The following is a 19,296-nucleotide window of genomic DNA, read 5'->3' as shown; positions in this document are numbered from 1 at the left end:
GTGCTCCCATCCTACTGCCTGCATCCGGTTTCATGTTGCTGCCTGCCGCAACACTCAAATCACATTGAAGAATCAGGGCCACAACAACCATTCAGCCCGGAAACTTCCCGGGCTGTCGCGTATAGTCTATATGATCCAAAGTCCACATGCCAAACGGCGATGCGGGACAATTTTCGCCCCGCTAACTGAACCTAGCTCTGAGACTTTTCAATATATTTGACGGCGTCGCCGACAGTCAGGATCGTGTCGGCTGCATCGTCGGGGATTTCGACACCGAATTCTTCCTCGAACGCCATAACCAGTTCAACCGTGTCGAGGGAATCGGCACCAAGATCATCGATGAAGCTTGCACCCTCTGTCACTTTCTCGGCATCTACGCCAAGATGCTCGACAACAATATTCTTAACGCGTTCTGCGATATCGCTCATGTCGTTATCCTCGACCCTTATATGTTTTGCAATGCCTTGGATAGCGGCATGCAGTCACTCAATCAAGTTCCAGCGCCTTATAAATCGGCGCATGTGCCCCGTCAAAACGCGGACCTGTGGATTACCCGGTTCATCCGGGTCTGCAATCGCAGCCAAAAGGCTGCAAACAGCATTGGTTGCGGCCATTAACACGGTTTATGTCAGCGGCAAAGCCCGAATTTTCGCGGTTGGCGCCTAAGTCAGCTAAAGTTGCCAATTCGCACCAAATTCTCCCGCTATCGGGGTCATATCATTGCCATTCCGCCATTCACATGGATTGTCTGTCCGGTGATGTAGCCCGCCTCCTCCGACGCCAGGTAGGAAATCGCCGAGGCAACCTCGGATCCCTTGCCCATACGGCGCATCGGAATGGCACCCATGATCGCATCTTTCTGCTTGTCATTGAGCTTTTCGGTCATTGCCGATTCAATGAAACCCGGGGCAACACAATTGACGGTGACGTTGCGCGAGGCAATTTCCTGGGCAAGCGACTTGGAGAACCCGATCATGCCGGCCTTGGCCGCGCAGTAGTTCGCTTGTCCCGGATTGCCCGTCACACCGACAACCGATGTAATGTTGATAATGCGGCCGTGGCGGCGGCGCATCATCGGATGGGTGAGTTCACGGGTCAGATTGAAGACGGCTGTCAGATTGACATTAATAACCGTGTCCCAGTCCTCGTCCGACATCCGGACGAACAGACCGTCCCTCGTGATACCTGCATTGTTGACCAGAATGTCCACGCCGCCGAGCTCTTCCTCCGCCTTCCCGGCAAGCGATTTCACCTCTTTGCGGTCTGAGAGATTAGCGGGGAAGATGTGCGTGTTGTCACCCAGCTCATCGGCAAGTGCCTGCAGCTTCTCGATACGCGTTCCGTGAAGACCGACCACCGCTCCATTGGCGTGCAAAACACGGGCAATTTCCTCGCCGATACCTCCGGACGCTCCGGTAATCAGTGCCTTGCGGCCATTCAGTTCAAACATTTCTTATCCTTCTGATCAGTCGCTGCTGGTTGATCCGGGATTCCGCAATCAGCCTTGCAGATAGTTCTCAATGTCCTGTGGCGTATTGATGGCCTTTCCGGATATCGAGCGGTCGATGCGCCGTGCAAGCCCTGTCAGCACCTTGCCGGCGCCGACCTCGCAGGCCTCGGTTACACCGTGAGCGGCAAACCAGGATACCGTTTCACGCCAACGCACCTGCCCGGTGACCTGTCTGACGAGAAGATCCTTGATTTCCTGCGGGTCAGTGACCGGCTGCGCAAGGACATTGCAAACCAGCGGGACGGCAGGCGCCTGAAGCGGTACGTCGCTGAGCGCCGAACGCATAGCATCCGCAGCCGGCTGCATCAATTCTGAGTGGAACGGTGCGGATACCGGAAGCAGCAACGCTCGTTTGGCGCCCTTCTCGCTGGCCAGCGTAACGGCTTTTTCGACGCTTTCCTTGGTACCGGAGATCACCAGCTGGCCGCCGCCATTGTCATTCGCAATCTGGCACACGCCACCGGCTGCACTTTCTGCGCATATGGCCTCAACCGCATCCTGCTCCAGGCCGATGATGGCCGCCATGGCACCCTTGCCGACCGGAACCGCTTCCTGCATGGCATTGCCGCGGACACGAAGCAGGCGTGCCGTATCGCCAATCGTCAGCGCACCAGCAGCAGCAAGTGCTGAATATTCTCCCAGGGAATGGCCCGCCACATAAGCTACCTTTTCAGCAAACGAAAATCCTTTTGCTTCGAGCGCACGCATGGTGGCCATGGAAACCGCCATCAAAGCCGGCTGGGCGTTGGCGGTCAGCGTCAGTTCATCGTCGGGACCGTCCCACATCAGTGCCGATAGTTTTTGTCCGAGCGCGTCGTCGACTTCGTCAAATACAGCGCGCGCCTCGGGAAACGCATCGGCCAGGTCTTTGCCCATGCCAACGCTCTGGCTGCCCTGACCGGGGAATGTAAATGCAGTGCTCATGTGAAAGTTCCAAATTTGTTTTGCCGCCTCACACCACTGAATAGGCCGCAAGTCAAGCTCTACCGCCGGAATAGGGCGAGATGGAACCCGTCCGTTGCCGAATTGCCGAATGATCGACAATACACAAGGGACCTCAAAAGCGGATCAATCGGGGATAGTGTTGAAACCAAAAAAACGGGCGCAATTGATGCGCCCGTCCAGTCAGAATTTCTATATGCAGGTGCCTCCCGGATGCCCCCCTGCCGGCGCCATCCGAGAGGCAGCGGGACTCAAAGGTCACCGAGAAGAATATCGCGCGCCGCCTTGTTCGCCTCTTTCATGCGCATTGCAGCGCTGATCTGGCTGTCGTAACGCGACGTGAGTTCGTGGCTTTGTTGCTTGTGCTCGACGCCGAGCTGCTTGAGCTCTTCACGCGCCGCTTCGAGCCCCTGCTCATGGAACGCGATGTCATTGCGCACCTTGGCCTCACGCTCGGCAAAACTTTCTTCGAGAACCTGCTGGGCAGCGCCCCGTTCAGCTTCCATTCTTTCCATATCTGCCACTGCATCGCGGATCGCCGCATCATACAGATTTACGGCGTGATCCGACTTGCTCGTCGGCATGGTCCGGTTTGTATTGATCATGCGCTCAACGACATCGTTGAGGCTGTTGACCACTTTTTCAGCCTGGTCCACCGAGCGCGTTGCCCGAACGACATTGCTGGTTGTCGATGTTGCATTCATAACAGTTCTCCTCGGTGAAACCTGGCATCCGCCGCTCACCAGTTTTGATATCTCCCGTGCAGCAAGTGATTGTTGAAAAATGCTTCTTAACACCGGGACCTAGATACCGCCCGATTATTGAGCTAATGAATTTTCTGTGGACGATCAAACCGTTAGTTAAATTAACGTTAATTTTTGTGTCGCAAATTGATAGCTCATTTTTACTTATGCCAATGCGACTCCCCGTTGATCTCGCAGCAATATTACTACCGTATAGTCAAATAAACTCCCGAAGCTGAATCCCCCGGCAAGGTCTCAAAACCTTGAATTGCGGGCATTTGACGTTCAATCAGCGGTCGGTAAATTTTAACCGACAATTTTGTTAAATCTTTTCCAATTCTTTACCCGCATCCTTTTAAAAGCCGCGACGAACGTTAAATCTCTCTCGCCTTTCAGGCCTCTGCAGCAGAAATACTGTGCCCATGACAGATACCGCCAAAAGAATTGTGATGATGATGAGCGAGCAAGGTGTAGCCGGCCTGCCGCGAAACTATGAACTGTTTTATGAAGCCGTCACGGGCACCAACCAGGAACTGAGCAAGGAACTGAACCGATTGGGCAGCAGCGCGACGCAAGAGGATCTCGACAAACTCGGCCGCCGCTATTTTGCCCACCATCATGGCGAGGGTGTATTCGAGGAAGCGCAAAGCCGCATCACCTCCCAGATAAAGAGCGTGCTTACGCTGCTGCGCGATGAGCAAACATCGCTGCAGCGCTACGGCAAAGTGCTGGGCGATACGTCCGAAAAAATCACCGATCCGGACCACAGCGATGGCAGGCTGCTCAATCAAATTGTCAGAATACTGTCAGATGCCACCGATACGACCATTGATCACGGCAAGAAAGTTGTGAATTCGATGAACGAGAAGTCGGTGGAAATCAAGAAAATCAACTCCGAGCTGGAACGCTATAAAAAGCTGGCGAACACGGACCCGCTGACAAAACTGGCCAATCGTCGCGCCTTCGATTCCCATATTGCCGAAGTTCACGGTGACAAGAAGTGCGCCATGTATTCCGGCCTGATTTTCGCCGATATCGATCATTTCAAGCGTATCAATGACACCTTCGGGCACATCATCGGCGACAAGATCCTGTCCTATGTTGCCGGCATATTGCGGAACACTTTGGGCGAAGAGGCCTTCATCGCCCGCATTGGCGGTGAAGAATTTGCTATTGCCCAAAAGGACACAACTGAACAAGAGGCCTGCGAAGCGGCCGAACGGGTTCGGGCAGCGGTGGAAGAAAAAAAGTTCATCAACAACAAAACAGGCATCGATTATGGCCCGGTAACGATATCGCTCGGTGTCTGCATGGGGTCGGAAGCTACCGATTCCACCGAACTTTACCGCAAGACGGATCAGGCGCTTTACGCATCCAAAAACAGCGGACGCAATCGCGTTACGCGTTTTTCGGAGATACCGGCCGGCAACGGCAAAGCCTTCAAGGACTGGCTTCTTTACAGAAAGAAGTGATATTTCAATTCGCTAGAGCGTGTCTTGCTTAGATTGAAGCATTTGACCGAGGCGATTTTAGTCGCTGACAAGGCGGGTTGCGCGCCGTGGTGCGGGCCCACCACAAGCGTGAGCCAACGCAGTCAGCGGGCAAAATCGCCCGGCCCATTTATCTCTGAATTTCAACAACATCGTCCTTTCAAGGGTGGCGGACAATCGGCCCATCGGCGTTGTTGCGCCGCTTGCACGATGCACCACATCGCGCTGCGCGACGCGCCTAGCCGAGTGAACCGATTGTCAGCCATCAAATGCTTCAATCTAAGCAAGACACGCTCTAGAAGTTATTTCTGCGAAATATATTCCGGTTTCACAACGTTTTAGTAGGCTGCCGCATATTTCGCGCAAATGTCGGCATCCGACAAATCCTTGAGCTGGTCGACCTCGCAACGCTTGTGACGCAGATAGGCATCGACCAGCGTTTCGCCAAAGGCTTGCCTCGCCCACTCGCTTTGCGACAGCTTGTCCAACGCATCCGCAAGCGACTGCGAAAGGTGTTCCACGCCCAAATCGGCAAGTTCAGCCTCAGCGGCAGTTGTCAGATCTGAACTGGTTGCATGTGGCGTTGTCAGGGCTTCATCGAGGCCGCTGGTTCCGGCGCGAACAAGCGCTGCAAGAAACAGATAGGGGCTCGCTGCCGCATCGCCGGCGCGGTACTCGAAATGGAATTTCTTCGACACATCTTCTTCTTCACTCTCCCTGAAGACGGGACAGATGCGCACCGCGGCTTCCCGGTCCTGGATACCGAAATTGTTGAAAGCCGCACTCCAGCGATGCGGCGTCAGCCGCATATAAGATGCGACCGATGGTGCGGTCATACAAAGATAATCCGGCATGTATTTGAGAAGTCCGGCAACGAAGGCCCCGGCGGTTTCCGAAACGCAGTAGGGGCGTTCCTCGTCATAGTCGACCTGGTGGCCATCGACATCCTGAATTGAGAAATGGACATGGACGCCGTTTCCGACACTCTCGGGATCAAGGATGGGCGCAAAGCTTGCCCGTGCATCCAGACCACGCGCCACGGCCCTGGTCATCTCGCGAAGAACGACCGCATCGTCCGCCGCCCTCAGCGCATCGTTGGGCTTGACGGTGACTTCGCACTGCGCCGGTCCGAATTCGGGCGAAAATGTATCCGGGGCCAGCCCTGCCCTTTTGATCGTATCCATCAGCCGGTCGGGAAACACACCCATACGACGCAGCGCGCGCAGTGAGTAACCGAGCCCATCCTGCCCCTCGCAGCCTGAGAAATGAAACTCGTGTTCAAAGGCGACGGTCAGGACCAGACCGTGTTTTTCACGCAAAGTTTGGATGGCGCTCGCCAGCTGGCTACGCAGGCAGCAGTCCCAGTGCCGGTCGTCGAGCGTGAGGACATCCCCGATAACAAATGACTCGTCCACCCCGTATTCGGGGATATCGACGTCAACCAATGTTGAAAAATCCGGCCTCAGCATCAAGTCGCCGAAGGCCCCCCATGGCGTGTCGGCAATCGGCCCGAACGTCGTCTGGAAGATATTGGTCGGCGTCCAGCCGACGCCGATATGGGCACGCTCCCTGCGGGCTCCATAGGTCATGGCCTTGCCGCGCAACTGTCCGGCAATATCGCTGGTGACCACCATGATGAGATCGGTGTCTTTTCGGGTGCTGCTCATCGGATCATCCTCGCCTGCTTGTCGACATCGGCACTATCGGAACCGTCGGTTGCAATAGCGTTAACCGACTGCTCTCACCCTGTGCCCCTATCCGGTTGGAAATATAGCGCGGGGCACATTCCGAGTGAACATGTCGGTCAGATGCACTCTTCAAAAAGCCGGACGGTGTTTTCCTTTGTCAGCTTGACCGGATTGCCCATCGCGCTCGGGTCCTCGAGCGCCATATCCGCCAGGTCGCCAATGCGGTCTGCGCCCACACCAAGCTCTCTGAGCTTATCGGGAACGCCAAGATCGGCCCGCAGCTTCATGATGTAGTCATAATAGCCTTCAAAGCCGCCCGTAATACCAAGATAGGCCGCGGCCTGGCCGATACGCTCCTCGATTACGGTACGGTTGAGCTGCAAAACAGGCGGAATCACCACCGCATTGGTCATGCCGTGGTGGGTGTTGTAGATGGCGCCGACCGGGTGCGACACGGCATGCACCGCACCAAGTCCTTTCTGGAACGCTGTTGCGCCCATGGCCGCTGCGCTCATCATGTGTCCTCTGGCATCGAGGTTGTTCGGGTCCTCAACCACGAGCGGCAGGTTTTCCTTCACAAGCCGCATACCCTCCAGCGCAATGCCTTGGCTCATCGGGTGATAGAACGGTGAGGAAAAAGCTTCGAGACAATGGGCAAAGGCATCCATACCGGTGCCGACTGTGATCACCTTCGGCATGCCAACCGTCAGCTCCGGATCGCAGATGACGGCGGATGGCAGGACCTTGGGGTGAAAAATGATCTTCTTGACGTGGGTCCCGGAGTTGGTGAGGACGCCTGCACGCCCGACCTCGGACCCGGTTCCCGCCGTCGTCGGCACGGCAACGATCGGGTAGATAGCCTCTGAATCGGCGCGCTTCCACCAGTCGCCAATATCGGCAAAATCCCAAACCGGCCGTGTCTGTTCGGCCATGAATGCGACGAGTTTTCCGAGATCAAGGCCCGATCCGCCGCCAAATGCAATGACACCGTCATGGCCGCCGGCCCTGAACGCCGCGATACCCGCTTCGAGATTTCTGTCCGTCGGATTGGGATCGACTTCAAAGAACATCGCCCGGCCAAGTCCCTCCGCATCGAGAATATCGAGCGCGTTCTGTGTGATCGGCAGACCCGCAAGCCCACGGTCTGTGACAAGAAGTGGGCGTTTGATGCCGACTTCCGCGCAGGCTTGTGCAAGTTCGGTAATGCGGCCCGCTCCAAATCGAATGGTGGTCGGGTATGTCCAGTTCCCAATTAGGCGCATGGTCAAATTACTTTCTTCAAATGATAGGATTTCGGACGGGTCAAGTTCTGATAGCCGATGACGGAAAGCGCGCCGCCGCGGCCGGTGTCTTTGCAGCCTGTCCAGCAGAGCCCGGGATCGAGATAGTCGGCCCTGTTCATGAAAACAGTGCCCGTATCCAAGCGTGCGCCGATCGCCGCCGCCCGCGAGACGTCCCCGGTCCACAGGGAAGCGGTAAGGCCGAACGCGCTGTCATTCATCAATGCTATGGCTTCGTCATCGCTCTCAACCTTCATGATCCCGACAAGCGGGCCAAAGGTCTCGTCGCGCATGACGCGCATTTGATGCGTCACGCCGGTGATGATCTGCGGCATGAGATAGGTTCCGCCGTCGTCCTGCGGAAACAGGCCCGGATCGATCATCGGCCTCGCGCCCTGCTCGATTGCCTCACTGCATTGCGCACGCACCTCGTCGGCAAAGCGGCGGTGGGCCATCGGCCCCAGGGTCGTAGCTTCCTCCAGTGGATTGCCAAGTTTGTAGCCAGAAACGATTGCGACAGCCTTTTCGACAAAGGCATCATAGAGTGATGCGGTCACATAGATCCGCTCTATTCCGCAGCAGCACTGTCCGGAGTTGAACATCGCCCCGTCGATAAGCGTCTCGACGGCGGCGTCGAGATGGGCGTCTTCCATTACGTAGCCGGGATCCTTACCGCCAAGCTCCAGACCGGCACCGGTGAACGTACCTGCTGCAGCGCGTTCGATCGCCTTGCCGCCGCCGACGGAGCCGGTGAAGTTGATGAAGCCGAAACTGCCGGCCGCGATCAACTCCAAAGTCGTTTCATGATCAAGGAACAGGTTCTGGAATATGTCCTCGGGAATGCCCGCCTCGACAAATGCCCGTGTCATGCGCTCACCAACCAGCAGTGTTTGCGTCGCATGTTTAAGAAGAACCGCATTACCGGCGATCAGCGCCGGCGCCACCGTGTTGATGGCTGTCATATAAGGATAGTTCCACGGCGCAACGACGAGCACCACGCCATGCGGTTCGCGTAAAATGCGCCGTTCAAACGCTTCGCTGTCTTCGACAACAATCGGCTTCAGCGCTTCCTCGGCTATATTCGCCATGTAGCCGGCGCGCTCGCTGACGCCGCCAAACTCGCCACCATAGCGCACCGGACGGCCCATCATCATGGCAAGCTCGGGCACGATCTCGTCGTTCATTTCGCCAATGCGGGCAACGCCCCTACGTACCAGGTCGATACGTTCGGACAAGGATCGACGAGCCCATTCCTCCTGGGACGATTGCGCCCGCATTACAGCAGCAGAGGCTTGTTCGCGGGAAAAAACCTCACGTTCGGCAAACACTGAGCCGTCAACCGGCGAGATACACTGCAGGATTCTGGACATTGTCAGGCTCTTTCAAAACCGCGTGCGACTTCCCAATCGGTAACGCGGCGGTCAAATTCTTCCTGCTCCCAGCTGGCGGCCCGGACATAGTGGTCGATGACGTCATTGCCCATCGCATCGCGGAGCATTTTTGAATTATCAAGGCTTTGAATTGCATCGCGCAAGGTTCTTGGAACGCTGCGGGCTTTCTCGGACGTATAGGCATCGCCCTTGAATTCGGCCTCCAGCTCGAGCTTGTTTTCAATGCCGTCGATGCCGGCAGCAAGCAGACCCGCCATTGCCAGATAGGGATTGAGGTCGGATCCGCCGACACGGCATTCGACGCGCACGGCATCGGTGTCCTCACCGCATATGCGGTATCCGGCGGTGCGGTTGTCTATGCTCCAGATCGCCTTGGTCGGCGCGAATGTGCCCTCGGCAAAACGCTTGTAGGAATTGATGTAAGGGGCCAGCATCCAGGTGATATCGCTTGCGTGGTGCAGCAATCCGGCAACGTAGTGCCGCATCAGCCCGGACATGCCGTATTCTCCGTGTGGATCGCGAAATAGCGGCGTCCTGCCGTCGGCGCTCCAAAGCGACTGGTGAATGTGCGACGAACTGCCTGCGGCATCGTTGGCCCATTTGGCAAGAAAGGTGAGCGCCCGCCCCTGCCCCCAGGCGATCTCCTTGCAGGCATTCTTCATAAAGGCGTGGGTGTCAGCCATATCAAGCGCGTCGGAATATCTGACGTTGATCTCTTCCTGGCCGGCGCTCGCCTCCCCTTTGGAGCATTCCACATCAATGCCCGCGTCATAGAGGCCGTTGCGGATTGCCCGCATGACGTTCTCTTCCTTGGTGGTCTGGAAGATGTGGTAGTCCTCATTATATTTGCCGACCGTTTTGAGCCCGGCATATTGCGCGTCCTGTGCTTCCTCGTAGCTTTGCTCAAACAGGAAGAATTCCAGTTCCGAAGCCATCACGGCCTTCATGCCAAGCGCTTCCAGACGTGCCACCTGGCGCTTGAGTACGGTGCGCGGCGCGTGGGGAACTTCCTTGTGCGTGTGGTGATCGAGCACATCGCACAGAACAAAAGCTGTGCCGTCCAGCCAGGGCGTACGGCGCAGCGTCGAAAGGTCCGGTTTCATCGTGTAGTCGCCGTACCCTGCCTCCCAGCTTGTCGAACGGTAGCCGCTCACCGTCTCCATCTCCATGTCGGTCGCCAGCAGATAGTTGCAGCTGTGCGTTTCCTTCCAGGCGCTGTTGGCAAAATGATCGGCCTGGAAACGCTTGCCCATCAGCCGCCCCTGCATGTCGACCTGGGCTGCGACGACCGTATCGATCTCTCCTCTGGAGATGGCTTCTTTCAACGCGTCGAAGGTGAGGTTTCCGGGCATGGGCTTGTCGGTCCTGATTGTGTTGATTCTTGTGGCCGTTCACAGGCGCGGCTTGTGAGAGACTACCCAAATCGCCGGCCCGGTCCAGCGATTTGCACAAACGTTTCGCCAATGACCGCCGCACGCTGTGATCAAGGTTAATCAGGCACTGAGTAACCCGCTGAGCGAATTTGCTTGCATCCGGTCAGAAATCGCTTATAAGCGCGCTGTTCGAAACACCCGGTCATCTGGCTGGGGGCTGAACGGAGGGCCGCCCGATGGGCGACAGGAAATGCAGATTTCCGGCCTCCCGTGTCTCCGCTCTCGACCGTCTCGAAACCAACGCCTTTCTTCAGCGCCCTTGCGGCACGAGGAGGGTCGTTGAGGCTTAGCCGCCGAATGTCAGGGTGTCGAAACACGAGAAGACTGAAAGAAAGGCAAGCTACTCATGGCTCTTTATGAACATGTATTCCTTGCCCGGCAGGACGTATCCAGCCAGCAGGTCGAGGCCCTTGTTGATCAGTTCAAGGGTGTCCTCGAATCCAATGGCGGATCGGTCGGGCGCGTAGAAAACTGGGGCTTGAAGTCCCTGTCCTACCGGATGAACAAAAACCGCAAGGCGCATTACACGCTGATGGACATCAATGCTCCGGCAGCCGCGGTCCAGGAAATGGAACGCCAGATGCGCATCAATGAAGACGTGCTGCGCTACATGACCATCCGTGTCGATGAGCACGAAGAAGGCCCGTCCGTCATGATGCAGAAGCGTGACCGTGACGACCGTCCGCGCCGCGGCGATCGCGATGACCGTCCGCGCCGTCCGCGTGAAGACCGGAGATAGGGAGCACAATCATGGTTGATATTAATCAGATTCCAACCCGGCGTCCTTTTCACCGTCGCCGCAAGACATGCCCTTTCTCCGGTGCCAATGCTCCGAAGATCGACTATAAGGACGTTCGTCTGCTTCAGCGCTACATTTCCGAGCGCGGCAAGATCGTTCCGTCCCGTATCACGGCGGTCAGCCAGAAGAAGCAGCGTGAACTGGCCCGCGCCATCAAGCGCGCTCGTTTCCTCGGCCTTTTGCCCTACCTTGTGAAGTAGGCAATAGCCGGAACCAATCGTGGCCGGGAATTTCCCGGCCATCTTCCCCCGTGATGGGCACGGCGGGATAACCTGAAAACCCCAAGTTGGGGCGGACGGCGGCAATCATAAGACCGCGACTGCCTCTAACTGCTTGAACAAGCAGGACAGCGAAACACATGAACAGCAGGACACAATCCCTACTCGTAGGCCTTGTTGCAGGCCTTGCCTCAGCCCTTCTCGTATTGGCTTCGGGGGACTGGTCTGCGCTTTCGGTTCTATTGTCTGCCTGCGCGACACTTCCCGTACTCATCGCCGGTCTCGGCTGGTCCAATTTTGCCGGAACAGTTTCCGTTGCCGCCGCAACGGCGCTCATTGCCGTAACGGTATCGCCGCTGGGCGCTGTGATGATTGCCGTGACAACCCTTGGCCCTGCCGCATGGATCGCACATTTGAGCAATCTGGCGCGCCCGGCCGAGGAACTCGGCGGACCGTCGGGTCAGATGGCCTGGTATCCGCTGTCCGACATTATGCTGCATCTATGCGGCCTGGTATCGTTGTCGCTGATCATTCTCGGCATTGTAATCGGCTACGGGGAAGAAACCGTCCGGCCTTTCGTCGACTACTTCATCGAAGTCATGGGTGAGCAGAATCCGGACTTCAAACCCGATGACGTCAGTGCCGACGAGATGGCAGCCTTCATGACCCGTGTATTGCCGGCGGCACAGGCGGCAATGTGGGTCCTTATCCTGTTTGCAGGCTGGTATCTTGCCTGTGGCATCGTGCGCGTATCAGGCCGCGCAAAACGGCCTGCCGACATCATTCCCACCGGGCTTAGAATGTCGCGCATTGCGATGCTCATTTTCGGTGCCGGGCTGGCTCTCGGTTTCGTCGGCGGTCCAATTGGCCTTATCGGCTCAGTCATTTCCGGAGCGTTCGCGGGCGGCTTCATACTCGCCGGTCTTGCCATGCTGCATCATCGCACGTTCGGAAGGCCCTGGCGGTTTCTGGCGCTGTGGTTCACCTATGCCGCCATCTTCATTTTGTTTCCGTTGCCGCTGATCGTCTTCCTGTTCACAGGCCTGTTTGAGACGGTGCGGACAGCTCCCCTTTCCCCTCCGGGATCGGGTTCATCAAATTCCAGCAATCAATCGAACTGACTCATCTGAAAGGAAACCACCATGGATGTCATTCTTCTTGAGCGTGTTGCCAAGCTTGGACAAATGGGCGATGTCGTGAAAGTCCGCGACGGTTACGCACGCAACTACCTTCTGCCCAAGGGCAAGGCCCTGCGTGCCAACGACGCTAACAAGGCCCGCTTTGAAAACGAGCGCGCGCAGCTCGAAGCACGCAATCTTGAACGCCGCGGCGAGGCGCAGCAGGTTGCCGACAAGCTTGACGGCAAGTCCTTCATCGTCGTTCGCGCTGCCGGCGAAACCGGCCAGCTTTACGGCTCGGTCGCGGCGCGAGACGTTGTCGAAATCCTCAGCGAGGAAGGTTTCTCGATCGGCCGCAGCCAGGTTGAACTGCGGACCCCGATCAAAGCCATCGGCATGCACGAAGTCATTATCTCCCTTCACGCCGAAGTCGATGTCAAAATCGAGCTCAACGTTGCCCGCTCGGCCGACGAAGCCGAACGTCAGGCCAAGGGCGAGGACCTGACCTCGGCTGACGCAATCTACGGTTCAGACGAAGAAGAAGTCAGCGCCGAGGAACTCTTCGACGAAGGTGTCGAGTTCGAAACAGCGGCTGATGACGAGGCCGCCGAGGAAGCAGAGGCCGAAGCTGAAGCGGAAGTTGAAGCTGAGGCAGAAGTCGAAGCTGAGGCGGAAGCAGAAACTGAGGAAGAGGCCAGAGCCTGACTGCTCAGATATAAAAAAACAGCAAAGAAGCCCGGCTCAATTGCCGGGCTTTTTTTTCCTGTCTTGGAATGACGTAATCTAATTCCGCCCTTTTAATGGTGCGACCGCATCCTTGCGGATCCAACAGACGTTGTTCCAATGCCGGAGTTCTAGTTAATACCGGCAACGCGGATCTCTAAGAAAAACTCCTATAATTCTACTGCCAAATGGGCATTTTCACGTGGAAAAACAAGGCACTGGACTATTCTTAAAACAGTGCTAAACTTTTGGCCTAGACGGAAGCCTTTTCTTACACTTGTAATTTATGGGGTTTTTGATCGTGAAGCGCATCCTTACTCACATTGCCTGCAAACTTGTCAAGACCGGCGACCTGACGGTCACATTCGCCGACGGTAATCAGCTTCACCTTGGCGACGGAACCGGTGCGCCGGTGCATTTGCGCTTTAACAGCCGCAAGGCCGAACGCGCCGTGGCATTCGACCCAAATCTGAAGATCGGCGAATGTTACATGGACGGCGAAATCGCCTTTGAAGAGGGCGACATATATCTGTTGCTTGAGACAATCTTCAAGAATTCTCGGGAAAACCGGACACGTCCGGCCCGCTGGGTCAGGCTGATCGAACATTTGCGGCGCATTCCCGCTCATATCCTGGATAGGAATACGCTGAGACGTTCGCGGTCCAATGTAAAACACCACTATGACCTTTCGGGCGCGCTGTACGACCTCTTTCTCGATCCGGACCGGCAATATTCCTGCGCGTACTACGAAAATCCGTCCATGGAGCTGGAACAGGCGCAGATGGCGAAGAAACGCCATATCGCATCAAAACTGATCATGAGCCGCGAGAGGCTGAAAGTCCTCGATATAGGATCCGGCTGGGGCGGTATGGGCCTGCACCTCGCCCGGCAGTTCAATGCCAGGGTTACCGGCGTCACGCTGTCTGACGAGCAGTTCGCGGTCTCCAACCAACGTGCCCGCGAGGACGGTTTTGCCGGACAGGTCGATTTCAGACTGCTTGACTACCGCAAACTCAATCAGACATTCGACCGCATCGTCTCCGTCGGAATGTTTGAACATGTCGGCGCAAAACACTTCGGCACCTACTTCGATAAATGCGCCGAGTTACTCGACCGGGATGGTGTGATGCTGTTGCACACGATCGGCCAGTCGGAACCTCCGACACCCACCAATCCGTTTATCAAGAAACACATTTTCCCGGGCGGCTACATTCCGTCGCTTTCGGATATTGTCCCGTCAATTGAACGGTCGGGCCTGGTGATAACCGATATCGAAGTTCTGCGGCTGCACTATGCGGAAACGCTGAAGGCGTGGCGCACCAGCTTCCTCAAGAACTGGGACAAGGCCAGGGAACTCTACGACGAACGTTTCTGCCGCATGTGGGAGTTTTATCTGGCATCGTCAGAAGTGGCATTTCGCTGGCAGGATCTTGTCGTCTTTCAGATCCAGCTTGCCCACAATCCGCAGGCCGTACCTCTGACCCGGGACTATATGGGCAAAGACGAGCACGCGCCGCACAGAGCGAGAAAGGCCAGCGAATCGGCCAAGAAAAAACGCGCTGCGGCGGCCAGGCAAAACCGCCGCGCATAAATTCGATTCGCATTCGGAAGTCAAATCGAATCAGCTATAATTTCTTTTTCCACACCGTGCTTGTGGAGATCGAGCATGGCCGTGCTTTTTGCGCGTGTGTGCCATCTTAGAGATTCTTGTACCGAAACAACGGCGTTATATCTGTCCGGCACAAAAAGTGATCCGGCAGGGATTGAAAAAAAGAAAGACGGCGATGAGCGATCCGGCAAGACAGATTGGCGAGGCAGGAAACGACGACAGTGGCGGGCTATACCGCGAAGCACCCGGCAATATTGAAGCCGAACAGGCCCTGCTCGGTGCCATTCTCGTCAACAATGACGCCTACTATCGTGTCTCGGACTTTCTGAAACCGGGTCATCTGCACGAGCCGCTGCACCGCAAGATATTCGAAGTCGCCGGCGACATTATCCGCATGGGCAAGACCGCCAATCCGGTCACCATCAAGACATTCCTGCCGGCCGATGAGAAGGTCGGTGACATGACGGTGGCGCAATATCTTGCGCGCCTGGCCGCCGAAGCCGTCAACATCATCAATGCGGAAGACTATGGCCGTGCGATTTACGATCTGGCGCTGCGCCGCTCGCTGATCACCATCGGCGAGGACATGGTCAATATCGCCTATGACGCACCGTTGGACATGCCACCGCAAAACCAGATCGAGGATGCGGAGCGGCGTCTGTTCGAACTTGCCGAAACCGGTCGTTACGACGGCGGCTTCCAGGCTTTCAATGATGCCGTGGCGCTGGCCATCGACATGGCCGGCGCCGCCTACCAGCGCGATGGCGGGCTGTCCGGTATTTCAACGGGCATATCGCAACTCGACGGGCGCATGGGCGGGCTGCAATCGTCCGACCTGATCATCCTGGCCGGCCGTCCCGGCATGGGCAAAACCTCGCTTGCGACCAACATTGCCTACAACATCGCCAAGGCCTATCAGCCGGAGGTTCAGGCGGACGGCTCCACCAAGGCGGTCAATGGGGGCGTTGTCGGCTTTTATTCGCTCGAAATGTCCTCGGAGCAGCTGGCGACACGTATCATTTCCGAACAGACCGAGATTTCGTCTTCGAAAATCCGGCGCGGTGAAATTTCCGAAGCCGACTTCGAGTTGCTTGTCGGCTGTTCGCAGGAGATGCAGAAGATCCCCTTCTACATAGACCAGACGGGTGGCATCTCGATCGCGCAGCTTGCGGCGCGCGCACGGCGTCTGAAGCGGCAGCGTGGCCTGGACCTTCTCGTCGTCGACTATGTGCAGCTGATGACTGGGTCCAAAAAGGCTGGCGAAAACCGCGTTCAGGAGATTACCGAAATCACCACGGGCCTGAAGGCGCTCGGCAAGGAACTCAACGTTCCGATTATCGCTTTGTCACAGCTTTCGCGTCAGGTTGAAAACCGCGACGACAAGCGGCCGCAGCTCTCGGACCTTCGTGAATCGGGATCGATCGAGCAGGATGCGGATGTGGTGCTGTTCGTATACCGCGAGGAATATTACGTAAAAAATACCGAGCCGCGGCGCACCCCGGAGGAAATCGCAAGCGACATCAAAACCGAGGAATATATGCGCTGGGAAGAGAAGATGACCAAGGTAAAGGGAATGGCCGATGTCATCATCGCAAAACAGCGCCATGGACCCACGGGAACGGTGACTCTCGGCTTCCAGGCCGAATACACGCGCTTTTCAGACCTTGCGGATAACTCCTACCTGCAATACAGCCATGAATAACAACGTTAAACAAACTGGCTGGATCATTGAGCGATTTGCCGCACAGCATTGAGGATCTGAAAGACGAAGGTCACGGGGCACGCCTGACGATCGATATCGGGGCGCTGGTGGACAACTGGCGCGCCATGCAAAAACTGTCTTCCCCCGCCCGTTGTTCGGCGGTCGTTAAAGCTGACGGATACGGACTTGGAGCCAAAACGGTGTCCACGGCGCTTTATCAGGCCGGCTGCAGGGACTTTTTTGTTGCCACCGCTCATGAGGGCGTCGCGGTTCGCCAACACGCTCCCGAGGCACGTATCTACGTGATGAACTGCATATTGCCGGGCATTGAACAGATTTGCCGGGTTGCCGAACTTGTGCCGGTTCTGGCCTCCATGCAGGATGTGGCCCATTGGACGAGCGCTTGCGCCGCCAATGGCGAGCACCCCTGCGCGCTCCAGGTCGACACAGGCATGAACCGGCTGGGTCTAACCGTTGCCGAGGCAGTTGCGCTTTCAAATGACATCACCCGGCCGGCTGGTTTCTCTCCGGTCCTTGTGATGAGCCATCTTGCCTGTGCCGACGTGCCCGATCATCCGCACAACAACAAGCAGCTTGAAGCATTTCGAATGGTCGCTTCCTCGTTCGGCGGGATCGAAACAAGCTTCAGCAATTCAGCTGGTATCCTGCTTGGCGCAGACTACAAATTCGACCTGACACGACCAGGCATTGCCATCTATGGCGGTGCTGTCGGCCACCACGTCAAACCAAGGACCAAACCAGTTGTCACTGCCGAAACGCGCATTGTCACGATAAGACGCGCCAAACGCGGCGAAACAGTGAGTTACGGTGCGTCGGTCATTCTCGACCGGGACAGCCGCATTGCGGTGTGTTCCATCGGCTATGCCGATGGCTATCTGCGGGCCCTTTCCGGTGCCGGTGTCGTGCTGCGCGCGCATGACGAAAGGGGAGCCCATGGTCATGCGCATGGCACAAATCTGCCGGTACTCGGCCGTGTGACAATGGATCTGACGGCATTCGACATCACCGACATTCCGGACGGCATGCTGAAAGCCGGAGACTTTATTGAACTGTTTGGCAATAATGTAGCGCTTGACGACGTGGCACGTGCTGGCGGGACGATCGGATATGAACTTCTGACATCGCTCGGCAGCAGGTACCAGCGCCTCTATGTGAATCGCTCCGGGGAAGACTGACAGGAACGAGATGGCGCGCCCAAAGGTCCAATTCGTCTGCCAGAACTGCGGCACGGTCCATACACGGTGGGCCGGCAAGTGTGACGGCTGCGGCGAGTGGAACACCATCGTCGAGGATGACCCGGCGGGCGGCATCGGCAGCGGCCCCGGCAAGCCGCGCACCAAGGGAAAGCCGGTGGCGCTGACATCGCTATCGGGCGATATCGAGGATGCGCCGCGGATCGAAACCGGAATTGCCGAGCTAGACCGGGTAACCGGCGGCGGCTTCGTGCGCGGCTCCGCCCTGCTCGTCGGCGGCGATCCGGGCATCGGCAAGTCGACACTGCTGATGCAGGCGGCTGCGGCATTGGCGCGCAAGGGCCACTCTGTCATTTATGTTTCCGGCGAAGAAGCCGTCGCGCAAATCCGCCTGCGCGCGCAGAGGCTGGGTGCCGCCGATACGGATGTAATGCTCGCCGCCGAAACCAATGTCGAGGATATTCTGGCCACTGTCGCACAGGGCAACCGACCGGATCTGGTGATTATCGATTCCATTCAGACGCTGTGGAGCGACATGGCTGAATCGGCGCCCGGCACGGTCACGCAGGTGCGAACCGGAGCCCAGGCGATGATCCGTTTCGCAAAACAGACGGGCGCCGCGGTCGTGCTGGTCGGCCATGTCACGAAGGAAGGCCAGATCGCAGGACCGCGCGTCGTCGAACATATGGTTGATGCCGTTCTTTATTTCGAGGGCGACCGCGGCCATCACTACCGTATCCTTCGGACCGTCAAGAACCGCTTTGGACCGACCGATGAAATCGGCGTTTTCGAAATGTCCGACAAAGGGTTGGGAGAGGTTGCCAATCCGTCGGAGCTGTTTTTGGGCGAGCGCAATGAAAAGGCACCCGGTGCCTCCGTCTTTGCAGGAATGGAAGGCACACGGCCTGTGCTCGTCGAGGTTCAGGCGCTTGTCGCGCCCTCTCCGCTCGGAACACCGCGCCGCGCCGTCGTCGGCTGGGATTCCGCGCGCCTTTCGATGGTTCTCGCGGTGCTCGAAGCCCATTGCGGGGTGCGTCTCGCGCAGCACGACGTCTATCTGAATATTGCCGGCGGTTATAGAATTTCAGAGCCCGCAGCGGACCTTGCGGTGGCTTCTGCACTGGTTTCGTCACTCGCCGGACTTGCTCTTCCGGCCGATTGCGTCTATTTCGGCGAAATCAGCCTGTCTGGCGCGGTGCGACCGGTGGCACACACCGCACAGCGCCTGAAGGAGGCTGAGAAATTGGGATTCGGACGTGCTGTGTTGCCGAAAGGCTCCGCGGACCTGCCGAAAAGCGCCAATGGGAGTTGGAATACGGTCGATGCCCTGGCCGATCTTGTTGTTGGAATTGCCGGCGCGAAAGCACAGCTTGCACAAGACGAAGACGAATGAAGGATAGGAACACCGGCCCCTCCTTTCCGGCCACTTTGAGGTT

At 57.1% G+C, this 19,296-nt stretch carries 17 protein-coding genes; 9 read left to right on the top strand and 8 right to left on the bottom strand.

Annotated features, from left to right (window positions below; translation table 11 throughout):
* Window positions 1-191: 191 nt before the first annotated feature.
* From ABVT35_RS07035 to ABVT35_RS07020, 4 genes are all read right to left on the bottom strand, one after another.
* The gene (locus ABVT35_RS07035; RefSeq protein ID WP_368465570.1) at window positions 192-428 is read right to left on the bottom strand and encodes an acyl carrier protein; all 237 of its coding nucleotides are present in this window, start codon (window positions 426-428) and stop codon (window positions 192-194) included.
* 284 nt (window positions 429-712) lie between these two features.
* The gene (gene fabG / locus ABVT35_RS07030; protein WP_368465569.1) at window positions 713-1,450 is read right to left on the bottom strand and encodes a 3-oxoacyl-[acyl-carrier-protein] reductase; all 738 of its coding nucleotides are present in this window, start codon (window positions 1,448-1,450) and stop codon (window positions 713-715) included.
* A 48-nt stretch (window positions 1,451-1,498) separates the two neighbouring features.
* Complete coding sequence (fabD, locus tag ABVT35_RS07025) at window positions 1,499-2,434, bottom strand: ACP S-malonyltransferase (protein ID WP_368465568.1); 936 nt, start codon at window positions 2,432-2,434, stop codon at window positions 1,499-1,501.
* A 269-nt stretch (window positions 2,435-2,703) separates the two neighbouring features.
* A complete protein-coding gene (locus ABVT35_RS07020) occupies window positions 2,704-3,156 on the bottom strand; it encodes a hypothetical protein (protein ID WP_368465567.1) in 453 nt (150 codons plus the stop codon).
* A 461-nt stretch (window positions 3,157-3,617) separates the two neighbouring features.
* Here ABVT35_RS07020 and ABVT35_RS07015 point away from each other — a divergent pair, with 461 nt between their 5' ends.
* Window positions 3,618-4,667, top strand: coding sequence for a GGDEF domain-containing protein (locus ABVT35_RS07015; RefSeq protein WP_368465566.1), 1,050 nt, complete (start codon window positions 3,618-3,620; stop codon window positions 4,665-4,667).
* A gap of 356 nt (window positions 4,668-5,023) precedes the next feature.
* Here ABVT35_RS07015 and ABVT35_RS07010 read toward each other — a convergent pair whose 3' ends face one another.
* The 4 genes from ABVT35_RS07010 to ABVT35_RS06995 form a co-directional block, all read right to left on the bottom strand.
* On the bottom strand, window positions 5,024-6,352 hold the full coding sequence (locus tag ABVT35_RS07010; RefSeq protein ID WP_368465565.1) for a glutamine synthetase: 1,329 nt from the start codon (window positions 6,350-6,352) through the stop codon (window positions 5,024-5,026).
* 137 nt (window positions 6,353-6,489) lie between these two features.
* On the bottom strand, window positions 6,490-7,635 hold the full coding sequence (locus tag ABVT35_RS07005) for an iron-containing alcohol dehydrogenase (protein WP_368465564.1): 1,146 nt from the start codon (window positions 7,633-7,635) through the stop codon (window positions 6,490-6,492).
* A 2-nt stretch (window positions 7,636-7,637) separates the two neighbouring features.
* Window positions 7,638-9,023 (bottom strand): aldehyde dehydrogenase family protein, encoded by a 1,386-nt coding sequence (locus ABVT35_RS07000; protein ID WP_368465563.1) that lies wholly within the window; start codon window positions 9,021-9,023, stop codon window positions 7,638-7,640.
* A gap of 2 nt (window positions 9,024-9,025) precedes the next feature.
* On the bottom strand, window positions 9,026-10,396 hold the full coding sequence (locus ABVT35_RS06995) for a glutamine synthetase family protein (protein WP_368465562.1): 1,371 nt from the start codon (window positions 10,394-10,396) through the stop codon (window positions 9,026-9,028).
* Between the two features lie 427 nt (window positions 10,397-10,823).
* On the opposite strand from ABVT35_RS06995, the gene rpsF reads away from it, so the two are divergent.
* From rpsF to radA, 8 genes are all read left to right on the top strand, one after another.
* Window positions 10,824-11,216 (top strand): 30S ribosomal protein S6, encoded by a 393-nt coding sequence (rpsF, locus tag ABVT35_RS06990; protein WP_368465561.1) that lies wholly within the window; start codon window positions 10,824-10,826, stop codon window positions 11,214-11,216.
* 11 nt (window positions 11,217-11,227) lie between these two features.
* A complete protein-coding gene (gene rpsR / locus ABVT35_RS06985) occupies window positions 11,228-11,476 on the top strand; it encodes a 30S ribosomal protein S18 (RefSeq protein ID WP_136658698.1) in 249 nt (82 codons plus the stop codon).
* A 158-nt stretch (window positions 11,477-11,634) separates the two neighbouring features.
* The gene (locus ABVT35_RS06980; protein WP_368465560.1) at window positions 11,635-12,615 is read left to right on the top strand and encodes a DUF2232 domain-containing protein; all 981 of its coding nucleotides are present in this window, start codon (window positions 11,635-11,637) and stop codon (window positions 12,613-12,615) included.
* Window positions 12,616-12,636: 21 nt separating this feature from the next.
* A complete protein-coding gene (rplI, locus tag ABVT35_RS06975) occupies window positions 12,637-13,317 on the top strand; it encodes a 50S ribosomal protein L9 (RefSeq protein WP_368465559.1) in 681 nt (226 codons plus the stop codon).
* Between the two features lie 304 nt (window positions 13,318-13,621).
* Window positions 13,622-14,926, top strand: a complete 1,305-nt coding sequence (locus ABVT35_RS06970; RefSeq protein ID WP_368465558.1) for a class I SAM-dependent methyltransferase — start codon at window positions 13,622-13,624, stop codon at window positions 14,924-14,926.
* 193 nt (window positions 14,927-15,119) lie between these two features.
* Window positions 15,120-16,646 carry a replicative DNA helicase gene (locus ABVT35_RS06965; protein WP_368465557.1) on the top strand — a complete coding sequence of 509 codons (1,527 nt, stop codon included), beginning with the start codon at window positions 15,120-15,122 and terminating at the stop codon, window positions 16,644-16,646.
* Between the two features lie 26 nt (window positions 16,647-16,672).
* Window positions 16,673-17,842, top strand: coding sequence for an alanine racemase (gene alr, locus ABVT35_RS06960; protein ID WP_368465556.1), 1,170 nt, complete (start codon window positions 16,673-16,675; stop codon window positions 17,840-17,842).
* A gap of 10 nt (window positions 17,843-17,852) precedes the next feature.
* The gene (gene radA, locus ABVT35_RS06955) at window positions 17,853-19,253 is read left to right on the top strand and encodes a DNA repair protein RadA (RefSeq protein ID WP_368465555.1); all 1,401 of its coding nucleotides are present in this window, start codon (window positions 17,853-17,855) and stop codon (window positions 19,251-19,253) included.
* The last annotated feature ends 43 nt before the right edge of the window (window positions 19,254-19,296 follow it).

This window comes from Hoeflea sp. TYP-13, assembly GCF_040932035.1.
Lineage (GTDB): Bacteria > Pseudomonadota > Alphaproteobacteria > Rhizobiales > Rhizobiaceae > Hoeflea_A.
This window is presented reverse-complemented; position numbering and strand designations above follow the sequence as displayed.